At 72.4% G+C, this 18,503-nt stretch carries 14 protein-coding genes and 1 pseudogene; 11 read left to right on the forward strand and 4 right to left on the reverse strand.

What is annotated here, in order from left to right; translation table 11 throughout:
• Positions 1 to 185: 185 nt before the first annotated feature.
• Together IPZ69_RS03420 and IPZ69_RS03425 are read left to right on the forward strand one after the other, a co-directional pair.
• The gene (locus tag IPZ69_RS03420) at positions 186 to 1,289 is read left to right on the forward strand and encodes a WD40/YVTN/BNR-like repeat-containing protein (protein ID WP_235452132.1); all 1,104 of its coding nucleotides are present in this window, start codon (positions 186 to 188) and stop codon (positions 1,287 to 1,289) included.
• Between the two features lie 62 nt (positions 1,290 to 1,351).
• The gene (locus IPZ69_RS03425; RefSeq protein WP_235452133.1) at positions 1,352 to 1,684 is read left to right on the forward strand and encodes a plasmid stabilization protein; all 333 of its coding nucleotides are present in this window, start codon (positions 1,352 to 1,354) and stop codon (positions 1,682 to 1,684) included.
• A 10-nt stretch (positions 1,685 to 1,694) separates the two neighbouring features.
• Here the strand turns inward: IPZ69_RS03425 and IPZ69_RS03430 are convergent, their stop codons facing one another.
• Positions 1,695 to 1,991: a YciI family protein gene (locus IPZ69_RS03430; RefSeq protein WP_235452134.1), complete on the reverse strand. Its 297-nt coding sequence runs from the start codon at positions 1,989 to 1,991 to the stop codon at positions 1,695 to 1,697.
• Positions 1,992 to 2,053: 62 nt separating this feature from the next.
• Here IPZ69_RS03430 and IPZ69_RS03435 point away from each other — a divergent pair.
• Positions 2,054 to 2,737 (forward strand): annotated as a pseudogene (locus IPZ69_RS03435) (endonuclease V); the annotation flags it as partial.
• Positions 2,738 to 3,256: 519 nt separating this feature from the next.
• On the opposite strand, the gene IPZ69_RS03440 reads toward IPZ69_RS03435, so the two are convergent.
• Complete coding sequence (locus IPZ69_RS03440; protein ID WP_235452135.1) at positions 3,257 to 4,435, reverse strand: saccharopine dehydrogenase family protein; 1,179 nt, start codon at positions 4,433 to 4,435, stop codon at positions 3,257 to 3,259.
• 207 nt (positions 4,436 to 4,642) lie between these two features.
• On the opposite strand from IPZ69_RS03440, the gene IPZ69_RS03445 reads away from it, so the two are divergent.
• The 4 genes from IPZ69_RS03445 to IPZ69_RS03460 all read left to right on the forward strand — a co-directional run bounded on the left by IPZ69_RS03445 (position 4,643) and on the right by IPZ69_RS03460 (position 10,971).
• Positions 4,643 to 5,821, forward strand: coding sequence for a CaiB/BaiF CoA transferase family protein (locus IPZ69_RS03445; RefSeq protein ID WP_235452136.1), 1,179 nt, complete (start codon positions 4,643 to 4,645; stop codon positions 5,819 to 5,821).
• A gap of 102 nt (positions 5,822 to 5,923) precedes the next feature.
• Positions 5,924 to 7,138 (forward strand): acetyl-CoA C-acetyltransferase, encoded by a 1,215-nt coding sequence (locus IPZ69_RS03450; protein ID WP_235452137.1) that lies wholly within the window; start codon positions 5,924 to 5,926, stop codon positions 7,136 to 7,138.
• 40 nt (positions 7,139 to 7,178) lie between these two features.
• Entirely contained in the window at positions 7,179 to 9,392 is a 2,214-nt protein-coding gene (locus IPZ69_RS03455; protein ID WP_235452138.1) for a 3-hydroxyacyl-CoA dehydrogenase NAD-binding domain-containing protein, read from the forward strand.
• Positions 9,393 to 9,636: 244 nt separating this feature from the next.
• Positions 9,637 to 10,971 carry a glycoside hydrolase domain-containing protein gene (locus IPZ69_RS03460; RefSeq protein WP_235452139.1) on the forward strand — a complete coding sequence of 445 codons (1,335 nt, stop codon included), beginning with the start codon at positions 9,637 to 9,639 and terminating at the stop codon, positions 10,969 to 10,971.
• A gap of 21 nt (positions 10,972 to 10,992) precedes the next feature.
• On the opposite strand, the gene IPZ69_RS03465 is transcribed toward IPZ69_RS03460, so the two are convergent.
• Complete coding sequence (locus IPZ69_RS03465) at positions 10,993 to 11,706, reverse strand: MerR family transcriptional regulator (protein WP_235452140.1); 714 nt, start codon at positions 11,704 to 11,706, stop codon at positions 10,993 to 10,995.
• Between the two features lie 207 nt (positions 11,707 to 11,913).
• Between IPZ69_RS03465 and IPZ69_RS03470 the strand changes: the two genes are divergently transcribed.
• The 3 genes from IPZ69_RS03470 to IPZ69_RS03480 are packed head-to-tail and all read left to right on the forward strand — an operon-like array spanning position 11,914 to position 14,843.
• The gene (locus IPZ69_RS03470; protein ID WP_235452141.1) at positions 11,914 to 13,380 is read left to right on the forward strand and encodes an amino acid permease; all 1,467 of its coding nucleotides are present in this window, start codon (positions 11,914 to 11,916) and stop codon (positions 13,378 to 13,380) included.
• A 60-nt stretch (positions 13,381 to 13,440) separates the two neighbouring features.
• Positions 13,441 to 13,929 carry a macro domain-containing protein gene (locus IPZ69_RS03475; protein WP_235452142.1) on the forward strand — a complete coding sequence of 163 codons (489 nt, stop codon included), beginning with the start codon at positions 13,441 to 13,443 and terminating at the stop codon, positions 13,927 to 13,929.
• Entirely contained in the window at positions 13,926 to 14,843 is a 918-nt protein-coding gene (locus tag IPZ69_RS03480; RefSeq protein WP_235452143.1) for an adenosine kinase, read from the forward strand. The genes IPZ69_RS03475 and IPZ69_RS03480 overlap by 4 nt, the downstream gene beginning before the upstream one ends.
• A 13-nt stretch (positions 14,844 to 14,856) precedes the next feature.
• On the opposite strand, the gene IPZ69_RS03485 is transcribed toward IPZ69_RS03480, so the two are convergent.
• On the reverse strand, positions 14,857 to 16,350 hold the full coding sequence (locus IPZ69_RS03485) for a M1 family metallopeptidase (RefSeq protein WP_235452144.1): 1,494 nt from the start codon (positions 16,348 to 16,350) through the stop codon (positions 14,857 to 14,859).
• 181 nt (positions 16,351 to 16,531) lie between these two features.
• Here IPZ69_RS03485 and IPZ69_RS03490 point away from each other — a divergent pair, with 181 nt between their 5' ends.
• Positions 16,532 to 18,481 carry a Xaa-Pro dipeptidyl-peptidase gene (locus tag IPZ69_RS03490; protein ID WP_235452145.1) on the forward strand — a complete coding sequence of 650 codons (1,950 nt, stop codon included), beginning with the start codon at positions 16,532 to 16,534 and terminating at the stop codon, positions 18,479 to 18,481.
• Positions 18,482 to 18,503 lie beyond the last annotated feature (22 nt).

Below are 18,503 nucleotides of genomic sequence, written 5' to 3' on the forward strand. Positions count from 1 at the left end.
ATTCCGGACGGCTGGTGTCTGGCACAGGAAGAGACGACGGAATCGGCCAATCCGTGCACAGGAATTCCGAGTGACCTCGGTCACCGCGTTCATGCGCCCCCGGGGGACGGACGCGCGCCGGTGAATCGGGAGGGGCCCGTGGGCACCCTGGACGGCGGCGGGGCGGTGGACTAGCTTCGCCCGCCATGAGGCGCTTGGGGAGCACGCGACGCGGGAGACGTACGAACCGAGTGGTCGCCGCGGGGGTGGCGTGCGGGGCGGCGCTGGCCGCGCTGACGATCGCGCCGGCCGAGGCCCGGCCGCAGGACCACCGGGCACCGCACTGGGCACTCAAGGACACCGGCACCCCCACGGTCCGCTACCGCGGGCTGTCCGCGGTCGACCGCGACACGGCCTGGCTGGCCGGAACCGGCGGTACCGTTCTGCGCACCACGGACGGCGGAACCACCTGGCGCGATGTCTCGCCGCCGGGCGCCGCCGAGCTGCAGTTCCGGGACGTCGAGGCGTTCGACGCGCGGCGCGCCGTGGTGCTGGCCATCGGCGAGGGCGAGGCCTCGCGCGTCTACCGGACCGACGACGGCGGAGCCACCTGGACCGAGTCGTTCCGCAACACCGACCCGAAGGCGTTCTACGACTGTCTCGCCTTCTTCGACCGTCGGCACGGCCTGGCCATGGGCGACCCGGTGGACGGAAGGTTCCGCATCCTGTCCACCGGCGACGGCGGCCGCTCCTGGACCGTGCTGCCGGGCGACGGCATGCCGGCCGCCCTCGACGGCGAGGCGGGCTTCGCGGCGAGCGGCCAGTGCCTGGTGACCTCCGGCCCGAGGGACGCCTGGCTGGCCACCGGCGGCGGGGCACGCGCGCGCGTGCTGCACTCCGCCGACCGCGGCCGGACCTGGACGGCCGCCGACACGCCCGTCCCGGCCGGCGACCCGGCGCGCGGCGTCTTCGCGCTCGCCTTCCGCGACCGTGTCCACGGCCTCGCGGTCGGCGGCGACTACCGCGCCGACCAGCCCTCACCGCAGGCGGCGGCACGGACCCCGGACGGCGGCCGCAGCTGGACGCCCGCCGCGACGCCCCCGCCCGCCTACCGCTCCGGCGCCGCCTGGCTCCCGCACAGCCGCACCGCCGCCCTCGCCGTCGGCCCGACCGGCACCGACCTGACCACCGACGGCGGCCGCACCTGGCGGACGATCGACACCGGCTCGTACGACACCGTGACCTGCACCGCCGACCTGAGCTGCTGGGCGGCGGGGGAGAAGGGGCGTGTGGCGCGGCTGGAGCGCTGAGGTAGCGGGCCGGAGCGCGGGTACTCGGTCACCGCACACGACACGAGAGGAAGTGAGCGGTCGTGCCACGCGGTTCCAGCCCCAAGCGGGAACGTCAGTACGAGCACATCAAGGAGAGCGCGCTGGAGCGGGGCGAGAGCACGGAGCGCGCCGAGGAGATCGCCGCGCGGACGGTGAACAAGGAACGTGCCAGGTCCGGTGAGTCGAAGACCGCCAGTCGCACCTCGATCGAGGACATGTCCTCCGGCGAGCGCGGCGGCAGGCGGTCGCACCAGGGCGCCCAGGGACCCACCTACGACCAGCTGTACGAGGAGGCCAAGCGGCGCAACATCGAGGGCCGTTCGGACATGAACAAGGAGCAGCTGCAGCGCGCGCTGGGCGGCAGGAAGAGCTGACCTCGCGGGCTCAGCCGAGCGTCTCGCGGTAGCGCTCCAGCCCGGGGGCCGTCTTCGTGGCGACGAACTCCGTGACGCGGTACGCGCACACCCCGGCCGCCACGAAGGGGTCGCCCGCGACGATGTCCTCGATCCGGGCGCGGTCCGCCGCGGCGGCCAGGATCACCCCGCCGTCGCGGGGGTTCTTGCGCCCGGAGGCGAGGAAGACGCCCTGGTCGTACTGCTCGTCGAGCCAGACCACGTGCGCCGGGAGGACGGCGTCCACGGCGTCGAGCGGTGCGGTGTAGGTGAGTTCGAGCACGAACATGATCACGAGCCTACCCCCGGGCCCCGCGCGGCCGGCCCCGGGCCCGTACAGTCGTGCCCACCATGACGACCGTACGCGTTCCCGCGGGCTGGCCCGCGACCGAGGAGCAGGCCTGCGCCGTCCAGGACGAGCTGCGCGGGCGGGTGGTGCTGGACGAGCCGGGACCGCCGCCCGGTACCGGTCGCGTCACGGGGGTGGACGTCGCCTACGACGACGAGCGGGACGTGGTCGTCGCCGCGGCCGTCGTCCTGGACGCGGCGAGCCTGGAGGTGGTGGCCGAGGCGACGGCCGTCGGCCGGATCTCCTTCCCGTACGTCCCCGGTCTGCTGGCCTTCCGGGAGATCCCCACCGTCCTGGCCGCCCTCGACGCCCTGCCCTGCCCGCCCGGCCTGGTCGTCTGCGACGGCTACGGACTGGCCCACCCCCGGCGCTTCGGACTGGCCAGCCACCTCGGCGTGCTCACCGGCCTGCCGACGATCGGCGTCGCCAAGAACCCCTTCACCTTCACGTACGACGACCCGGACCCCCGGCGCGGCAGCGCCTCCCCGCTGCTCGCGGGCACCGAGGAGGTGGGCCGCGCCCTGCGCACCCGGCACGCCGTCAAGCCGGTCTTCGTCTCCGTCGGCCACCGGATGAGCCTCGACAACGCCTGCGCCCACACCCTCGCGCTCACGCCGGAGTACCGACTCCCGGAGACGACGCGCCGGGCGGACGCGCTGTGCCGGCGGGCCCTGCGGGAGGCGACGCGCGGGCGGAGCCCACTCGTCGAGTACGCGGCCGCGGATCCCGAACGGAGCTGGGGCCGTTCCCTGTTCGAGCGCCAGCCTCTTCCCGTCGTCTGGGCGGGCCGGGTGCTCCGGGCGGCGGCACAGGGGCCGGGCCGGACACCGGAGATCGATGCCGCGCTGGAACTCGCGGACGATCGCGATCGCTGGGGCCAGGGGCGCGAGGTGTTCGCGCTGGTGCGCGGGCGCGGACTCGCGGCCTGGGAGCATCCCACGGAGGAGCAGCGGCTCCTGGTCCGCCTCGCGGAGCTGGTCGGCAAGCTCGCCCACAACGAGGCGGGCCCGCCGCCCTTCTTCGACCATCACACGGGGTGGCAGATCGGCCCCCTCGCCGTCCGGCTCGCCACCGCCGCGCACGATCCCGCCGTGCGGGACCGCATCGCGGACGCGTTGGGGGACTGGCCGCCGACCGAGCACGACGACTGAGGACGGCGTGCCGAGCGCGCTGTGACAGCCGCGCCCGGGTGCCGTCGGGGTCGATCAGAAGGTCGCCGCCACCCGGAACGTGATCCCCGCTACGCGCAGGCGCTCGGTGAGCGCGTCGCCCATCGACTGGGCCGTGGTGACCTGGCCGGCCGTCGGTGGCAGGTCGTCGAAGGCCAGGCACAGGGCGGACTCGGCGAACATCTTGGCCGTCTCGTCGTAGCCGGGGTCGCCGCCCGCGACCTCCGTGAACACGCGCCGGCCACCGCCCTCGCCGACGAAGCGGACAGAGAACCAGCTCTTCGCCCGCTTCTCGGCGCTCGGCCCGTCCCCGGGCCTGAGCCGGTCGGACAGCCAGCGCCGGGCGGGCGGCAGCTGGGCGGCGGTGACGAGCGCGCCCACGGCCGCGACCCCGCCGAGGGCCACGGGCAGCCGGCGCACGGCCGCGTAGTGCCGGTAGCGGAAGTCGGGGCCGTAGCGCTCCAGCGTGCGCGCGGAGCGGCGCACGATCTGCGCGTCGATGGTCGGCAGGGGCAGGGCCCAGGCGCCGATCTCCTTGGCGAACCGCGGCGCGCCCGTCGGCGCCGTCGCCCGGCGTCCCATCAGGCGCGGCTCGTGCCGGCCGCGGTCCCGCGAGGCGGCCAGCATCTGCGGCCCGCGCGCCATCTGGGTCAGCGCCGAGGCGAGGGTGCCGCCCGAGAAGGTGGCGTCCGCGGTCACGTATCCGTCCACGGTCAGCGGCACGCCCTCGGGCAGCTGCCGGACCGTGAAGTACGCCCCCAGGTCGTGCGGAATCGAGTCGAAACCGCAGGCGTGCACCAGCCGGGCGCCCGTCTCACGCGCGCGTGCGTCGTGGCGGACGTACATCAGGTCCACGAACTCGGGCTCGCCCGTGAGATCGAGATAGTCCGCCCCGCTGTCGGCGCAGGCGGCGACGAGTTCCTCGCCGTAGCGGACGTACGGCCCCACGGTCGAGGCCACCACGCGCGCGTGCTCCGCGAGTGCGCGCACCGTGGCGGGTTCGCCCACGTCGGCGCGCAGCACCCCCACGTCCGCGCCGAGCCCCAGCCGGTCGCGCAGGGCGCGGAGCCGGTTCTCGTCGCGGCCGGCCAGGGCCCAGCGCAGGCCCTCGGGCGCGTGCGCGGCGAGGTACCGCGCGGTGAGCGTCCCGACGAAGCCCGTGGCTCCGAAGAGCACGATGTCGTGGGGACGGTCCGTCCTCTTCAGCCTGCTCATGACACCTCTCGGTCGTACATCCCGCGCCGCTGTCGGTGGCTGAGGCTAGCGTGAGAAGGACGAGGCGCGACGCGCGGCCCGGCGCAGCGCGACGAGCCCGTCCGGGTAACTTGGCTAAGCGCTTGCTCGTCCGGGTCTTGTGCCAGGTGGAACACGTTCTTAGCATCATTGGTGTTACATCGGTTGTGTCACATGACTGGGGGCGCCATGACGGCAGGAACGCCGGGGCAGGGCCCGCTCGCGGGCGTGCGCGTGCTGGAGCTGGCCGGAATCGGGCCGGGCCCGTTCGCGGCCATGCTCCTCGCCGACCTCGGCGCCGACGTCGTGCGCGTGGACCGTCCCGGCGGCGCCGGCCTCGCGATCGACCCGGCCTACGACATCACCAACCGCAACAAGCGCTCGGTGCTCGTCGACCTGAAGGCGCCGGACGGCCCGGACCGCGTCCTGGACCTCGCCGAGCGGGCCGACATCCTCATCGAGGGCTACCGCCCCGGCGTCGCCGAACGCCTCGGCGTCGGCCCCGACGACTGCCACGTCCGCAACCCCCGGCTGGTGTACGGCCGCATGACCGGCTGGGGCCAGGAGGGCCCCCTCGCCCAGCGCGCCGGCCACGACATCGCCTACATCGCCGTCACCGGCACCCTCGGCATGATCGGCGACCCGGACGGCCCCCCGGCCGTCCCCGCCAACCTCGTCGGCGACTACGCCGGCGGCTCCCTCTACCTGGTCGTCGGCATCCTCGCCGCCCTGCACCACGCGCGCGCGACCGGCACCGGCCAGGTCGTCGACGCCGCCATCGTCGACGGCGCCTCCCACCTCGCCGCGATGATCCACGGCATGCTGGCCGCCGGCGGCTGGCAGGACCGGCGCGGCGCCAACCTCCTGGACGGCGGCTGCCCCTACTACGGGACCTACGAGACCGCCGACGGCAAGTACATGGCGGTGGGCGCTCTGGAGCGGCAGTTCTACGAGGAGTTCCTCGCCCTGATGGGCCTGGACGACCTGGCACCGGCCCGCAAGGACTGGACCCGCTGGGGCGAGCTGCGCGAGGCGGTCGCCGCCCGCTTCAAGTCCCGCACCCGGGACGAGTGGACGGCCGTCTTCGAGGCCTCCGACGCCTGCGTGGCCCCGGTCCTGTCCCTGCGCGAGGCCCCGCGGCACCCCCACCTCGCGGCCCGCGGCACCTTCACCGACCACGGCGGCATCACCCAGCCCGCGCCCGCGCCCCGCTTCTCCGCCACCCCCACAGCGATCCGCACCGGCCCCGCCCGGCCGGGCGCCGACGCCGACGACGTGGCCCGTGACTGGGACGTGCCCCGGCTGCTGGACGCCGACGTGCCCCGGCCCGCCGACGCTCAGGACGACCAGCGGGAGCCGCTGCCATGAGCGCGTCGCCGTGTCCCCCGAGTCCGGGGTCCGCATGCTGAAGGACACCCCGCGTCACCCCGCCGACCTCCGCCCCGAAAACCCTCGTGGAAAGGCTTGTCAGTGAGCACCGAAGCGTACGTGTACGACGCGATCCGCACCCCGCGCGGCCGCGGCAAGGCGAATGGCGCCCTGCACGGAACGAAGCCCATCGACCTGGTCGTCGGTCTCATCCACGAGATCCGCGACCGCTTCCCGGGTCTCGACCCGGCCGCCGTCGACGACATCGTCCTCGGCGTCGTCGGCCCGGTCGGCGACCAGGGCTCCGACATCGCCCGGATCGCCGCCGTCGCGGCCGGGCTGCCGGACACCGTGGCAGGCGTCCAGGAGAACCGCTTCTGCGCGTCCGGCCTGGAGGCCGTCAACATGGCCGCCGCCAAGATCCGTTCCGGCTGGGAGGACCTCGTCCTGGCCGGTGGCGTCGAGTCGATGTCCCGGGTACCCATGGCCTCGGACGGCGGCGCCTGGTTCAACGACCCGATGACCAACCTCGCCGTCAACTTCGTGCCCCAGGGCATCGGCGCCGACCTGATCGCCACCATCGAGGGCTTCTCGCGGCGCGACGTCGACGAGTACGCGGCCCTGTCGCAGGAGCGCGCGGCCGCCGCCTGGAAGGAGGGTCGCTTCGAGCGCTCCGTGGTCCCCGTGAAGGACCGCAGCGGCCTCGTCGTCCTCGACCACGACGAGCACCCGCGGCCCGGCACCACGGCCGACTCGCTCGCCAAGCTGAAGCCGTCGTTCGCCGACATCGGTGAGCTCGGCGGTTTCGACGCGGTGGCGCTGCAGAAGTACCACTGGGTCGAGAAGATCGACCACGTCCACCACGCGGGCAACTCCTCCGGCATCGTGGACGGCGCCTCGCTGGTCGCGATCGGCTCCAAGGAGGTCGGCGAGCGCTACGGACTGACCCCGCGCGCGCGGATCGTCTCCGCCGCCGTCTCCGGCTCCGAGCCGACCATCATGCTCACCGGTCCCGCGCCCGCCACCCGCAAGGCGCTGGCCAAGGCCGGGCTGACCATCGACGACATCGACCTCGTCGAGATCAACGAGGCGTTCGCGGCGGTCGTGCTGCGCTTCGCGAAGGACATGGGCCTGTCCCTGGACAAGGTCAACGTCAACGGCGGCGCCATCGCGCTCGGCCACCCGCTCGGCGCCACCGGCGCGATGATCCTCGGCTCGCTGATCGACGAACTGGAGCGCCAGGACAAGCGGTACGGCCTCGCCACCCTGTGCGTGGGCGGCGGCATGGGCATCGCCACCATCGTCGAGCGTGTCTGACCCCCTGCGGATTCACGAGACTTCTACGGAGACCCCTGTCATGACCGAGAGCACCACCATCCGCTGGGAGCAGGACGACACCGGTGTCGTCACCCTCGTCCTCGACGACCCCAACCAGTCCGCGAACACCATGAACCAGGCGTTCCGCGACTCCCTCGCCGTCGTCGTCGACCGCCTGGAGGCCGAGCAGGACTCCATCCGCGGCATCATCGTCACCTCCGCGAAGAAGACCTTCTTCGCCGGCGGCGACCTGCGCGACCTCATCCGCGTCACCCCCGAGACCGCCCAGGACCTGTTCGACGGCGGCCTCGCCATCAAGCGCAACCTGCGCCGCATCGAGACCCTCGGCAAGCCGGTCGTCGCCGCCATCAACGGCGCGGCCCTGGGCGGCGGCTTCGAGATCGCCCTCGCCTGCCACCACCGGGTCGCCCTCGACACCTCCGGCACCAAGATCGGCTGCCCCGAGGTCACCCTCGGCCTGCTCCCCGGAGGCGGCGGCGTCGCCCGCACCGTCCGTCTGCTGGGCATCGCCGACGCCCTGCTGAAGGTCCTGCTCCAGGGCACGCAGTACAACGCGCGGCGCGCCCAGGAGAACGGCCTCGTCCACGAGGTCGCCGGCACGCCGGAGGAACTGCTCGCCAAGGCCCGCGCCTTCATCGACGCCAACCCCGAGTCCCGGCAGCCCTGGGACAGGCCCGGCTACAAGATCCCCGGCGGCACCCCGGCGAACCCGAAGTTCGCGGCCAACCTGCCCGCCTTCCCGGCCAGCCTGCGCAAGCAGACGGGCGGCGCCCCCTACCCGGCCCCGCGCAACATCCTCGCCGCCGCCGTCGAGGGCTCCCAGGTCGACTTCGAGACCGCCCAGGTCATCGAGGCCCGCTACTTCGTCGAGCTGGCGGCGGGCCAGACCTCGAAGAACATGATCCAGGCGTTCTTCTTCGACCTCCAGGCCGTCAACTCCGGCGCCAACCGCCCCCGGGGCATCGAGCCGCGCCCGGTCCGCAAGGTCGCCGTCCTCGGCGCGGGCATGATGGGCGCGGGCATCGCCTACTCCTGCGCCCGCGCGGGCATCGAGGTCGTCCTCAAGGACGTCTCGCCGGAGGCCGCCGCCAAGGGCAAGGCCTACTCCGAGCAGCTGTGCGCCAAGGCCGTCGCCAAGGGCCGTACGACCCAGGAGAAGGCGGACGTGCTGCTCGCCCGCATCACGCCCACCGCCGAGGTCCAGGACCTGGCGGGCTGCGACGCGGTCATCGAGGCCGTCTTCGAGGACACCTCGCTCAAGCACAAGGTGTTCCAGGACATCCAGCACGTCGTCGAGCCGGACGCGCTGCTGTGCTCCAACACCTCCACCCTGCCCATCACCGTCCTCGCCGAGGGCGTGGAGCGTCAGGGAGACTTCATCGGGCTGCACTTCTTCTCGCCCGTCGACAAGATGCCGCTCGTCGAGATCATCAAGGGCGAGCGCACCGGCGACGAGGCCCTGGCCCGCGCCTTCGACCTGGTCCGGCAGATCAACAAGACGCCGATCGTCGTCAACGACTCGCGCGGCTTCTTCACCTCGCGGGTGATCGGCCACTTCATCAACGAAGGCGTCGCCATGGTCGGCGAGGGCATCGAGCCCGCCTCCGTCGAGCAGGCGGCCGCCCAGGCCGGCTACCCGGCCAAGGTCCTCTCGCTCATGGACGAGCTGACCCTCACCCTCCCGCGCAAGATCCGCAATGAGTCGAAGCGGGCGGTGGAGGAGTCCGGCGGCACCTGGACGCCGCATCCGGCCGAGGCGGTCATCGACCGCATGGTGGACGAGTTCGGCCGCCCCGGCCGCAGCGGCGGCGCCGGCTTCTACGAGTACGGCGAGGACGGCAAGCGGGCCGGACTGTGGCCGGGACTGCGCGAGCACTTCACCAAGCCCGGCCACGAGGTCCCGTTCCGCGACATGCAGGAGCGCATGCTCTTCGCCGAGGCGATCGACACCGTCCGGCTCCTCGAAGAGGGCGTGCTGACCTCCGTCGCCGACGCCAACATCGGCTCCATCCTCGGTATCGGTTTCCCCGGCTGGACCGGCGGTGTGCTCCAGTACATCAACGGCTACGACGGCGGCGCCGGGGCAGGTGCTGGCGCCGGGGCGGGTACCGGTGTCGCCGGCTTCGTGGCACGCGCGCGTGAACTCGCCGAGCGCTACGGCGACCGGTTCCAGCCGCCCGCGCTGCTGGTCGAGAAGGCGGAGCGGGGGGAGACCTTCACCGGCGGGCACTGAGTGCGCCGTACCGCCGGGTGCCTCACCCGGCGGTACGCCGTCCTCGCTCCCGGGGCGTGAACCGGCCCCGGGAGCCGGGGGGTTGAGACGGCCTCCGCGCGCGGGGGCGCTGTTGCGGAAGTGACGGCCGGGGGAGCCGGGGGCGAACCGGGCGAGAAGTTCCTGCACGCCTGTGGACTGGCGGGGACTCGGGGACGCACCGTGAGGGCGAGCGAACTCGGCCACACCGCTCAGGGGGGTCCTCATGCCGTACTCGCGCTCCGCCCTGCGAAGATTCCTCGCCCTCACCGCCGCCGGCCTCCTCGGCGGCGCCTTTGCCCTGGCGGTCGCTCCCGTCGCCACGGCCGAACCGGCCACGCCGGTCGGCTACCCGGCGGGCTCGACCGCCACCCGCTACTCGGGGCTCGCCCTCGACGCCTGCACGGCCCCGCCGCTCACCACCGTGCAGGCCTGGAACGCCTCGCCCTACCGCGCCCTCGGCGTCTACCTCTCCGGTGTCAACCGCACCTGCGTACAGCCCCAGTTGACCGCGTCCTGGGTAGCCTCCGTGACGGGGCTGAAGTGGCGCCTGCTGCCCATACACAAGGGCCTGCAACCGCCGTGCGGGGCACGCCCGTCCGACGCCAAGATCAGTACGAGCCCCGCCACGGCCCGCTCGCAGGGCACCGCGGCCGCCACGGAGGCGATCGCCGCGGCGAAGGCCCTCGGCATGCTGCCCGGCAGCGCCCTCTACAACGACATCGAGCACTACACCCAGACCGACGCCACCTGCCGCACGGCCGTCCTGACGTACATGTCCGCCTGGACCAAGGAGCTGCACCGGCTCGGCTACGTCTCCGGCGTCTACATGAACCTCAACCTCGGCGCCCGCCAACTCGCCGACGCCTACACGTCCACGGCGTACGCACGCCCGGACGCCCTGTGGATCGCGCGCTACGACAGCGTGGACTCCCTCAAGGGCTGGACCGGCATCGCCGATGCCAAGTGGGCCGCCCACCAGCGCGCCAAGCAGTTCCGCGGCGGCCACGACGAGACCTACGGCGGGGTCACCCTCAACATCGACACCGACCGGCTCGACGCTCCCGTCGCCACGGTGGCGTACCCGTACAAGGTGACCAGCACGACCCCGCTCAACGCGCGCACCGGGCCCGCGACGAGCTACCCGGTCACCGTGACCTACGCCCCCGGCTCGACGCTGAAGGTCGTCTGCCAGACGCCCGGCACCAAGGTCGGCACCACGTCGGTGTGGGACAGGCTCACCAACGGCGGCTACGTCTCGGACCGTTACGTCAGCACCCCCTCCGGCACCGGCTACAGCGCGCCGCTGCCCCGCTGCGCCTACCCGTACCAGGTGACCGCCCCGGCGGGCGTGACCGAACGCAGCGGCCCCGGCTCCGGGTACACCGCCGTCGGCACCTCGCCGAACGGAGCGCTGGCGTGGGTCACCTGTCAGCGGTCCGGTGCGGCGGTCGGCCCCACCCGGATCTGGGACCGGCTCGACAACGGCCACTACGTCTCGGACCACTACGTGGCCACGCCCGGCACCACCTCGTACAGCAAGCCCGTGCCCCGCTGCTGAGCCGCGCGACGTGCCGGTGCGTCAGGAGGCTCCGTCCGCCCGCGACTCCTCCAGCCACACGCGCAGCTCCTGCTTCAAGGACCGCTGGAACGTGGTCAGCAGGGCCTGCACGACCAGGGGCTGCATATGGGCGGACAGCGACCGCACGTCCTCGGCGTCCCGCTCGGACACCTCGCCGCGCAGCACCTGGGACAGTTCGTGGGCCGCCGCGCGGGAGTGTTCGAGCAGGACGTTCCGGGCCGCGAGGATGGCCTCCTGGGACAGCGGCACGTCGAGCAGTTCGACGCCCAGGCGGAGCAGGCCCAGGTCGACGCGGTAGGCGTCACCGGCCCGCGTCACGACGTTCATCGCCGCCAGCCGGTCCAGGTCCTCCTCGGTCAGGTCCCGGCCGGCGCGCCGCCCGAGCTCCTCGCGGGAGAGCGTCTCGGCCGAGTCCGGGGCCCAGGAGGAGACGACGGCCCGGTGCACGGCGAGGTCGCGCGCGGTCAGGTCCGGCGGCAGCTGCCGCAGATACCGCTCGATCGCCGCCAGGGTCATGCCCTGGTGCTGCAGTTCCTCGATCAGCACCAGCCGCGCCAGGTGCTCCGGGCCGTAGTGACCCACCCGGCGCGGACCGATCACCGGGGGCGGCAGCAGGCCCTTGGTGCTGTAGAAGCGGACCGTGCGGACCGTCACGCCCGTCCGGGCGGCCAGCTCGTCGATCGTGAGGGTCGGCTCCTCGGCGTCGGTCGTCATGTGCAGCAGTATCGCTGTCTCACCACTGGTGTGAAACCTCTGATCCGTGTGTGACAAGTGCCGCTCTGTGACATGGACCATCGCATACCTGATGATCATTCTGGGAAGGTGCTGCCTTGGTCTGTACCGCGACACAGGGGTGCGGGCCGGGACTGTACGACACCCGGGCCCACGAGGCCCGTGCGCACCAGAGAGTGGAACCACCCCGTGAGCAAGGACTCCCTGGAATCGGCACAGGTCGCCGCCCGTCCCCAGGCGACCGGAACACCCGCGGACGCGGGCGATGCCGGCTACAGCAAGGACCTCAAGGCCCGCCACGTCAACATGATCGCCATCGGCGGCGCCATCGGCACCGGACTCTTCCTCGGCGCCGGCGGCCGCCTGCACAACGCGGGCCCAGCGCTCGCCGTGGCCTATCTGATCTGCGGCGTGTTCGCCTTCTTCGTCGTTCGGGCGCTCGGCGAACTCGTCCTGTACCGGCCCTCGTCCGGATCGTTCGTGTCGTACGCGCGCGAGTTCCTCGGCGAGAAGGGCGCCTACGTCGCCGGCTGGATGTACTTCCTGAACTGGTCGACCACCGGCATCGCCGACATCACCGCCATCGCGCTCTACACGCACTACTGGAGCATGTTCACCAGCATCCCGCAGTGGGTGCTCGCCCTGGTCGCCCTCGCGGTGGTCCTGGCCGTGAACCTCATCTCCGTGAAGATCTTCGGCGAGATGGAGTTCTGGTTCGCGATCATCAAGGTCGCGACCCTCGTCGGCTTCATGCTGATCGGCATCTTCCTGCTGGCCACCCAGCACAAGGTCGGCGGCCAGACGCCGGGCCTGAGCGTGGTCACCGACCACGGCGGCGTCCTCCCGCACGGTCTGATGCCGGTCGTCCTGGTCATGCAGGGCGTGATCTTCGCGTACGCCGCCCTGGAGCTGGTGGGCGTCGCGGCCGGCGAGACCGCCGAGCCGGAGAAGGTCGTCCCGCGCGCGGTGAACTCGATCATGTGGCGCGTCGGCCTGTTCTACGTCGGCTCGGTCGTGCTGCTCGCCCTGCTGCTGCCGGGCTCGGTCTACTCCGCCGACCAGAGCCCCTTCGTGACCGTGCTCTCGAAGATCGGCGTCTCGGGCGCCGGTGACGTGATGAACCTGGTCGTCCTGACCGCCGCCATGTCGTCGCTGAACTCCGGCCTGTACTCCACCGGCCGCATCCTGCGCTCCATGGCGATGGCCGGCTCCGCGCCGAAGTTCACCGCCCGCATGAACCGCAGCCAGGTCCCCTACGGCGGCATCCTGCTCACCTGCGCGGTGTGCGTGCTCGGCGTCGGCCTGAACTACCTCATGCCGAGCCAGGCCTTCGAGATCGTGCTGAACGTCGCCTCCCTCGGCATCATCAGCACCTGGGTGATCATCATGATCTGCCACATGATCTTCGTGCGCCGCGCCCGGGCCGGTCTGGTCACCCGGCCGGACTTCCGCCTGAAGGGCAGCCCGGTCACCGAGATCGCCACGATCGTCTTCCTGCTGGTCTGCCTCGGCATGATGTGGAAGGACCCCGAGGTGGGCCGCAAGACCCTCCTGCTCATCCCGGTGATCGCCGCGCTGCTGGTCGGCGGCTGGTACGGGGTGCGCCGCCGGGTCTCGAAGGAAGCGGACCGGGAGCTGAGCGAACTCACCCGCTAGCGCGGGCTCTCGAAGCGGCGGGCCGCGGCCACTGTCAGTGGCATCGCCTACGGTGGCGTCATGTCGGAGATCACGTTTGTCCGGGGTGACGCCACCGTGCCGTCGGTCAAGGGCGTCAAGGTGATCGCCCACGTCTGCAACGACATCGGGGGATGGGGGAAGGGCTTCGTGCTGGCGCTGTCGCGCCGCTGGCCGGAGCCCGAGGCCGAGTACCGCGCATGGCACCGCCACCGCGCGTCCAACGACTTCGGCCTGGGCGCGATACAACTCGTGCGGGCCGAGCGGTACATCTGGGTGGCCAACATGATCGGCCAGCGCGGCACTCGCACGGGCAGTAAGGGCGTGCCCGTGCGGTACGAGGCCATCGACACGGCACTCGCCCGGCTCGCCGACGAAGTGATCGAACGCGGCGCCTCCGTGCACATGCCCCGCATAGGCTGCGGTCTGGCGGGCGGCAAGTGGTCCCGGATCGAGCCGCTGATCACGGAGCGGCTGGTGCGGCGCGGGATCGCGGTGACGGTGTACGACCACGGGGAGGGCGCCGGATGAGCGGCGAGAACGACGTCCTGGTGCTGGGCGGCGCGGGCGTGGACACGATCGTGTACGTCCCGGAGTTGCCGCTCCCGTACGCCGACAGCTATCCGATCGACTCCGGGATCCGCACCCGCGCCGGGCAGACCGGTGACTTCGTCGCGGTGGGCCTGAGCGCCCTGGGCCTGCGCACCCACCACCTCGACCTGCTCGGTGACGACCCCGAGGGCGACCTCGTCCGCGCCCTGCACCGCGAGCGGGGCATCCCGCTCACCGCGATCCCGCAGCCGGCCGGCACCAAGCGCGCGGTGAACCTGGTCGGCCCGGACGGACGCCGGCTCTCCCTGTACGACACCAGCCGCGCCCACGCCGACGACCGCCTCCCGGAGCACACGGTCCGGGACCTCGCCGCGTCGAGCCGGCACGTCCACGTGGCCATCACCCACCCGTGCGCCCAGGCCCTGCCCGCCCTGCGCGAGACCGGCGTGACCCTCTCCACCGACCTGCACGACTGGGACGGCGAGAACCCCTACCACGAGCCCTTCGCCCACGCGGCGGACATCGTCTTCCTCTCCACGACCGCGCTCACCGACCCCGAGCGGACCATGCGCCGCATCGCCGAACGGGGCAGCGCCCGCCTCGTCGTCGCCACCGCCGGGGCCGAGGGGGCGCATCTGCTGGCCGACGGCGAGCTGTGCCACGTCCCGACGGTGACACCGCCCGCGCCGGTGGTCGACTCCAACGGCGCGGGCGACGCCTTCGCCGCCGGTTTCCTCTTCGGTCACCTCACCGGGCAGCCGCCCCGGCGGTGCGCCCTGTACGGGGCGGTGGCCGGGGCGTACGCCTGCACGGTGCCTTCGACCGAGACGGACGCGATAACCCGGGACGAGCTGCTCGCCCGAGCGGCCGAGCCGGCGCCGGCCACGCGGTGACCCGTGCGGCGGCTCAGCCGCCGTGCGCCTCGTTCGTCGCCTCGATCCGCTGCCAGGACTTCGGCCGGGCCACAGCCGCCGCCTTCGGGGCGAGGGACGAGGCGCGCGCCGCCGCGGCCGCGGGCTTCTCCGGCTGGAACAGCCAGGTGTCGAAGAGGGCGGACAGCGGCTTGCCGGACACCTTCTCCGCGTACGTCCGGAAGTCGCCCACGGACGCGTTGCCGTAGGCGTGCTCCTTCGGCCAGCCCTTCAGGATGGCGAAGAAGGCGTCGTCGCCGACCGCGTTGCGCAGCGCCTGGACGGCCAGCGCGCCCCGGTCGTAGACGGCGGTGTCGAACTGGTCGTCCGGGCCCGGGTCGCCCGGTTTGACCGTCCAGAACGCGTCGTCGGCCGGGTGCGAGGCGTACACGTAGTCGGCGAGTTCCTGCGTGGTGCCCTCGCCCTCGTGCTCGGACCACAGCCACTGCGCGTACCGGGCGAAGCCCTCGTTGATCCAGATGTCCTTCCAGCCCTTCAGCGACACCGAGTCGCCGTACCACTGGTGTGCCAGCTCGTGCACCACGACCGAGGTGTTGGAGCCGTTCGCGAACTGCCGGGGGCTGTAGTACACGCGGGTCTGCGTCTCCAGCGCGTACCCGGTGGTGGTGTTGGGCACATAGCCGCCGGCCGAACTGAAGGGGTACGGGCCGAAGTAGCCGCTCAGCCAGTCCACGATCTCCCCGGTCCGCTCCACGCTGGCCCGCGCCGCCCCGTCGTTGTCCCCGAGGTCCTTGCTGTACGCGTTGACGATGGGGACGCCGCCCTCGGAGGTCCCGGTCGTGATGTCGAACTTCCCGACCGCCAGGGTGGCCAGATAGGTCGCCTGCGGCTTGTTCTCACGCCAGTTGTAGCGCGTCCAGCCGAGCTTCGAAACGGTGGACTGGAGGGTGCCGTTGGAGATGACCTGGGTGCCGTCCGGCACCGAGACCGACACGTCGTAGGTCGCCTTGTCCAGCGGGTGGTCGTTGCTCGGGAACCACCACCAGGCCGCCTCGGGCTCGTCCGCCGCGACGGCCCCGTCCGGGGTGCGGTGCCAGGTCGAGAACCCGTACGCGCTCTTCGTCGACGGCGCCCCGCTGTAGCGGACCACCACGGTGACCGGCGTGCCCTTGGCGAGCGGGTTCTTCGGGGTGACGACCAGTTCGTGCTGTCCGGAGGTGGTGAAGGCCGCCTTGGCGCCGTTGACCCGCACCTCGCTCACGTCCAGCAGGAAGTCCAGGTCGAAGCTGGACAGGTCCTGTGTGGTCCGCGCCTCGATCGTCGCCGTCCCGGCCAGCTCGTCCGTCCCGGGCCGGTAGGTCAGCCGCAGGTCGTAATGGGAGACGTCGTAACCGCCGTTGCCGTAGTTCGGGTAATAGGGATCGCCGATGCCCGGTGCGCCGGGTGCGTAGCTCGCGGCCGATGCCGGGATCGCCAGCAGGAGGGAGGCCGCCGCGAGCGCGCCCGGTGCGAAGATTCTGCGGTGCACGAGAACTCCAAGTCGTAGGGGCACGAGGACTGTTCGGAGCCTATTGAGTCCCGGTGGCCCCTGGCCTGTCCACGGCCCCCGCTGTCACACGATCGCCATTCGGCCGTCACGACCCGACACGACCCGCCGGTCACTCAGCCGCCCTCTTCTGTAAGGGAGTTGACCGGGGTACCGTCCGCCCATGCCGACACGCACGCGCTTCACGCTCTGGAGAACGCTCGCGACAGCGGCCGTCGCAGCCCTGCTGGCCGCCCTGCTCACTCCGGCCGCGGCCCAGGCCGCCCCACGGGAGAGCCGGCCCGTCTACTCGTACGCCCACGCGATCCGTGAGGCCGTCTGGGTGGACACCGGCCTCGACGCGGACGGCGACGGGAAGGCCGACCGGGTCGCCGCCGACATCGTCCGCCCGTCCGAGCCCGCCCACCAGGGCCGCAAGGTTCCCGTCATCATGGACGCCAGCCCGTACTACTCCTGCTGCGGGCGCGGCAACGAGAGTCAGAAGAAGACCTACGACGCGCACGGCCATGTCGTCCAAATGCCGCTGTTCTACGACAACTTCTTCGTTCCGCGCGGTTACGCGTTCGTCGGCGTCGACCTCGCCGGCACCAACCGCTCCGACGGCTGCGTCGACGTCGGCGGCCGCTCCGACATCCGGTCCGCGAAGGCCGTCGTCGACTGGCTGAACGGCCGCGCCAAGGCGTACACCAGCCGCACCGGCGGCACCCGGGTGAAGGCCGGCTGGACCAACGGCCGGACCGGAATGATCGGCAAGAGCTGGGACGGCACCATCGCCAACGGCGTCGCCGCGACCGGCGTCAAGGGGCTGAAGACCATCGTCCCGATCAGCGCGATCTCGTCCTGGTACGACTACTACTTCGCCAAGGGCGCCCCGCTGTACGACTCCGGCCCCGACTGGCTGTCCGACGCCGTCGAGAGCGACGGTGCCCGCGCCCACTGCGCCGCCGTGCAGCGCAAGCTCGTCGACGGGGCACCGCGCACCGGCGACTGGACCGGCCTGTGGACCGAGCGCGACTACGTCAAGGACGCGGCCAAGGTGCGGGCCAGCGTGTTCCTGGTGCACGGCATGCAGGACCTCAACGTCCGCACCAAGCACTTCGGCCAGTGGTGGGACGCGCTCGCCGCGCACGGGGTCGAGCGCAAGATCTGGCTCTCCCAGACCGGGCACGTCGACCCCTTCGACTACCGGCGCGCCGGCTGGGTCGACACCCTGCACCGCTGGTTCGACCACGAACTGCTCGGCTACGACAACGGCATCGACCGTGAGCCGATGGCCGACATCGAACGCCACCCCGACCAGTGGGTCACCACCAAGGTCTGGCCGCCGCGCGACACCCGGACCACCACGCTGCTGCCCGCCGCCGGCACCCAGGCGGGCGTCGGCACCCTCGGCCTGCGCCGGGGCACCGGCACCGAGACCTTCACCGACAACCCGGCGCTGAACGAGACCGACTGGGCCGCGCGGATCGGCACGTCGACACCGGAGAAGGCCGGATTCGTGACCCGGCCCCTCACCCGCGACCTGAGGCTGTCCGGTTCCTCGAAGGTCACCGTCACGGCGACCCCGACCACCTCGACGGCCCACCTCTCCGCCGTCCTGGTCGACCTGGGCCCCGACACCATCCGGGACTACGCGGACGGCGCCGAGGGCATCACCACGCTCACCGACCGCACCTGCTGGGGCGCGAGCACCGCCGGGGACAGCGCCTGCTTCAAGGCGACGCGCGCGAAGACGAAGGCCGTCGACTACACCGTGTTCAGCCGCGGCTGGGCCGACCTCGGCAACTACGCCTCCGACGGCAAGGGCGTCCCGCTCACCCCGGGCAAGGCGTACACGATCACGCTCGACCTGGCGGCCACCGACCATGTCGTGCCCAAGGGCCACCGGCTGGCGCTGATCGTCGCGGGCACGGACAAGGACCTCATCGACCCGCCGGCCGGCACACCGACGCTCACGCTCGACCTGTCCCGTACGGGGGCAAAGGTGCCCCTGGTGGGCGGCGCACCCGCGTTCACGAGGGCGACCTCGGGCGCTTCGTCCGCCGCTCCCCGGGCGACGCCCCTGACCGGGGTCCACGCACCGCGGACGGTGCAGCGCGTGCCGCGGGGCTGATCGCGCTCCCGCCGCTTGAACG

The sequence above is a fragment of the Streptomyces olivochromogenes genome, from assembly GCF_021538895.1.
GTDB lineage: Bacteria > Actinomycetota > Actinomycetes > Streptomycetales > Streptomycetaceae > Streptomyces > Streptomyces olivochromogenes_A.

Bases quoted from the DNA above. Each gene is read 5' to 3' on its own strand.
- IPZ69_RS03420 (WP_235452132.1), top strand. From the start codon at position 186: ATGAGGCGCTTGGGGAGCACGCGACGCGGGAGACGTACGAACCGAGTG.
- IPZ69_RS03430 (WP_235452134.1), bottom strand. From the start codon at position 1,991: ATGTTCGTGCTCGAACTCACCTACACCGCACCGCTCGACGCCGTGGAC.
- IPZ69_RS03440 (WP_235452135.1), bottom strand. From the start codon at position 4,435: ATGAGCAGGCTGAAGAGGACGGACCGTCCCCACGACATCGTGCTCTTC.
- IPZ69_RS03445 (WP_235452136.1), top strand. From the start codon at position 4,643: ATGACGGCAGGAACGCCGGGGCAGGGCCCGCTCGCGGGCGTGCGCGTG.
- IPZ69_RS03455 (WP_235452138.1), top strand. From the start codon at position 7,179: ATGACCGAGAGCACCACCATCCGCTGGGAGCAGGACGACACCGGTGTC.
- IPZ69_RS03460 (WP_235452139.1), top strand. From the start codon at position 9,637: ATGCCGTACTCGCGCTCCGCCCTGCGAAGATTCCTCGCCCTCACCGCC.
- IPZ69_RS03465 (WP_235452140.1), bottom strand. From the start codon at position 11,706: ATGACGACCGACGCCGAGGAGCCGACCCTCACGATCGACGAGCTGGCC.
- IPZ69_RS03475 (WP_235452142.1), top strand. From the start codon at position 13,441: ATGTCGGAGATCACGTTTGTCCGGGGTGACGCCACCGTGCCGTCGGTC.
- IPZ69_RS03480 (WP_235452143.1), top strand. From the start codon at position 13,926: ATGAGCGGCGAGAACGACGTCCTGGTGCTGGGCGGCGCGGGCGTGGAC.
- IPZ69_RS03490 (WP_235452145.1), top strand. From the start codon at position 16,532: ATGCCGACACGCACGCGCTTCACGCTCTGGAGAACGCTCGCGACAGCG.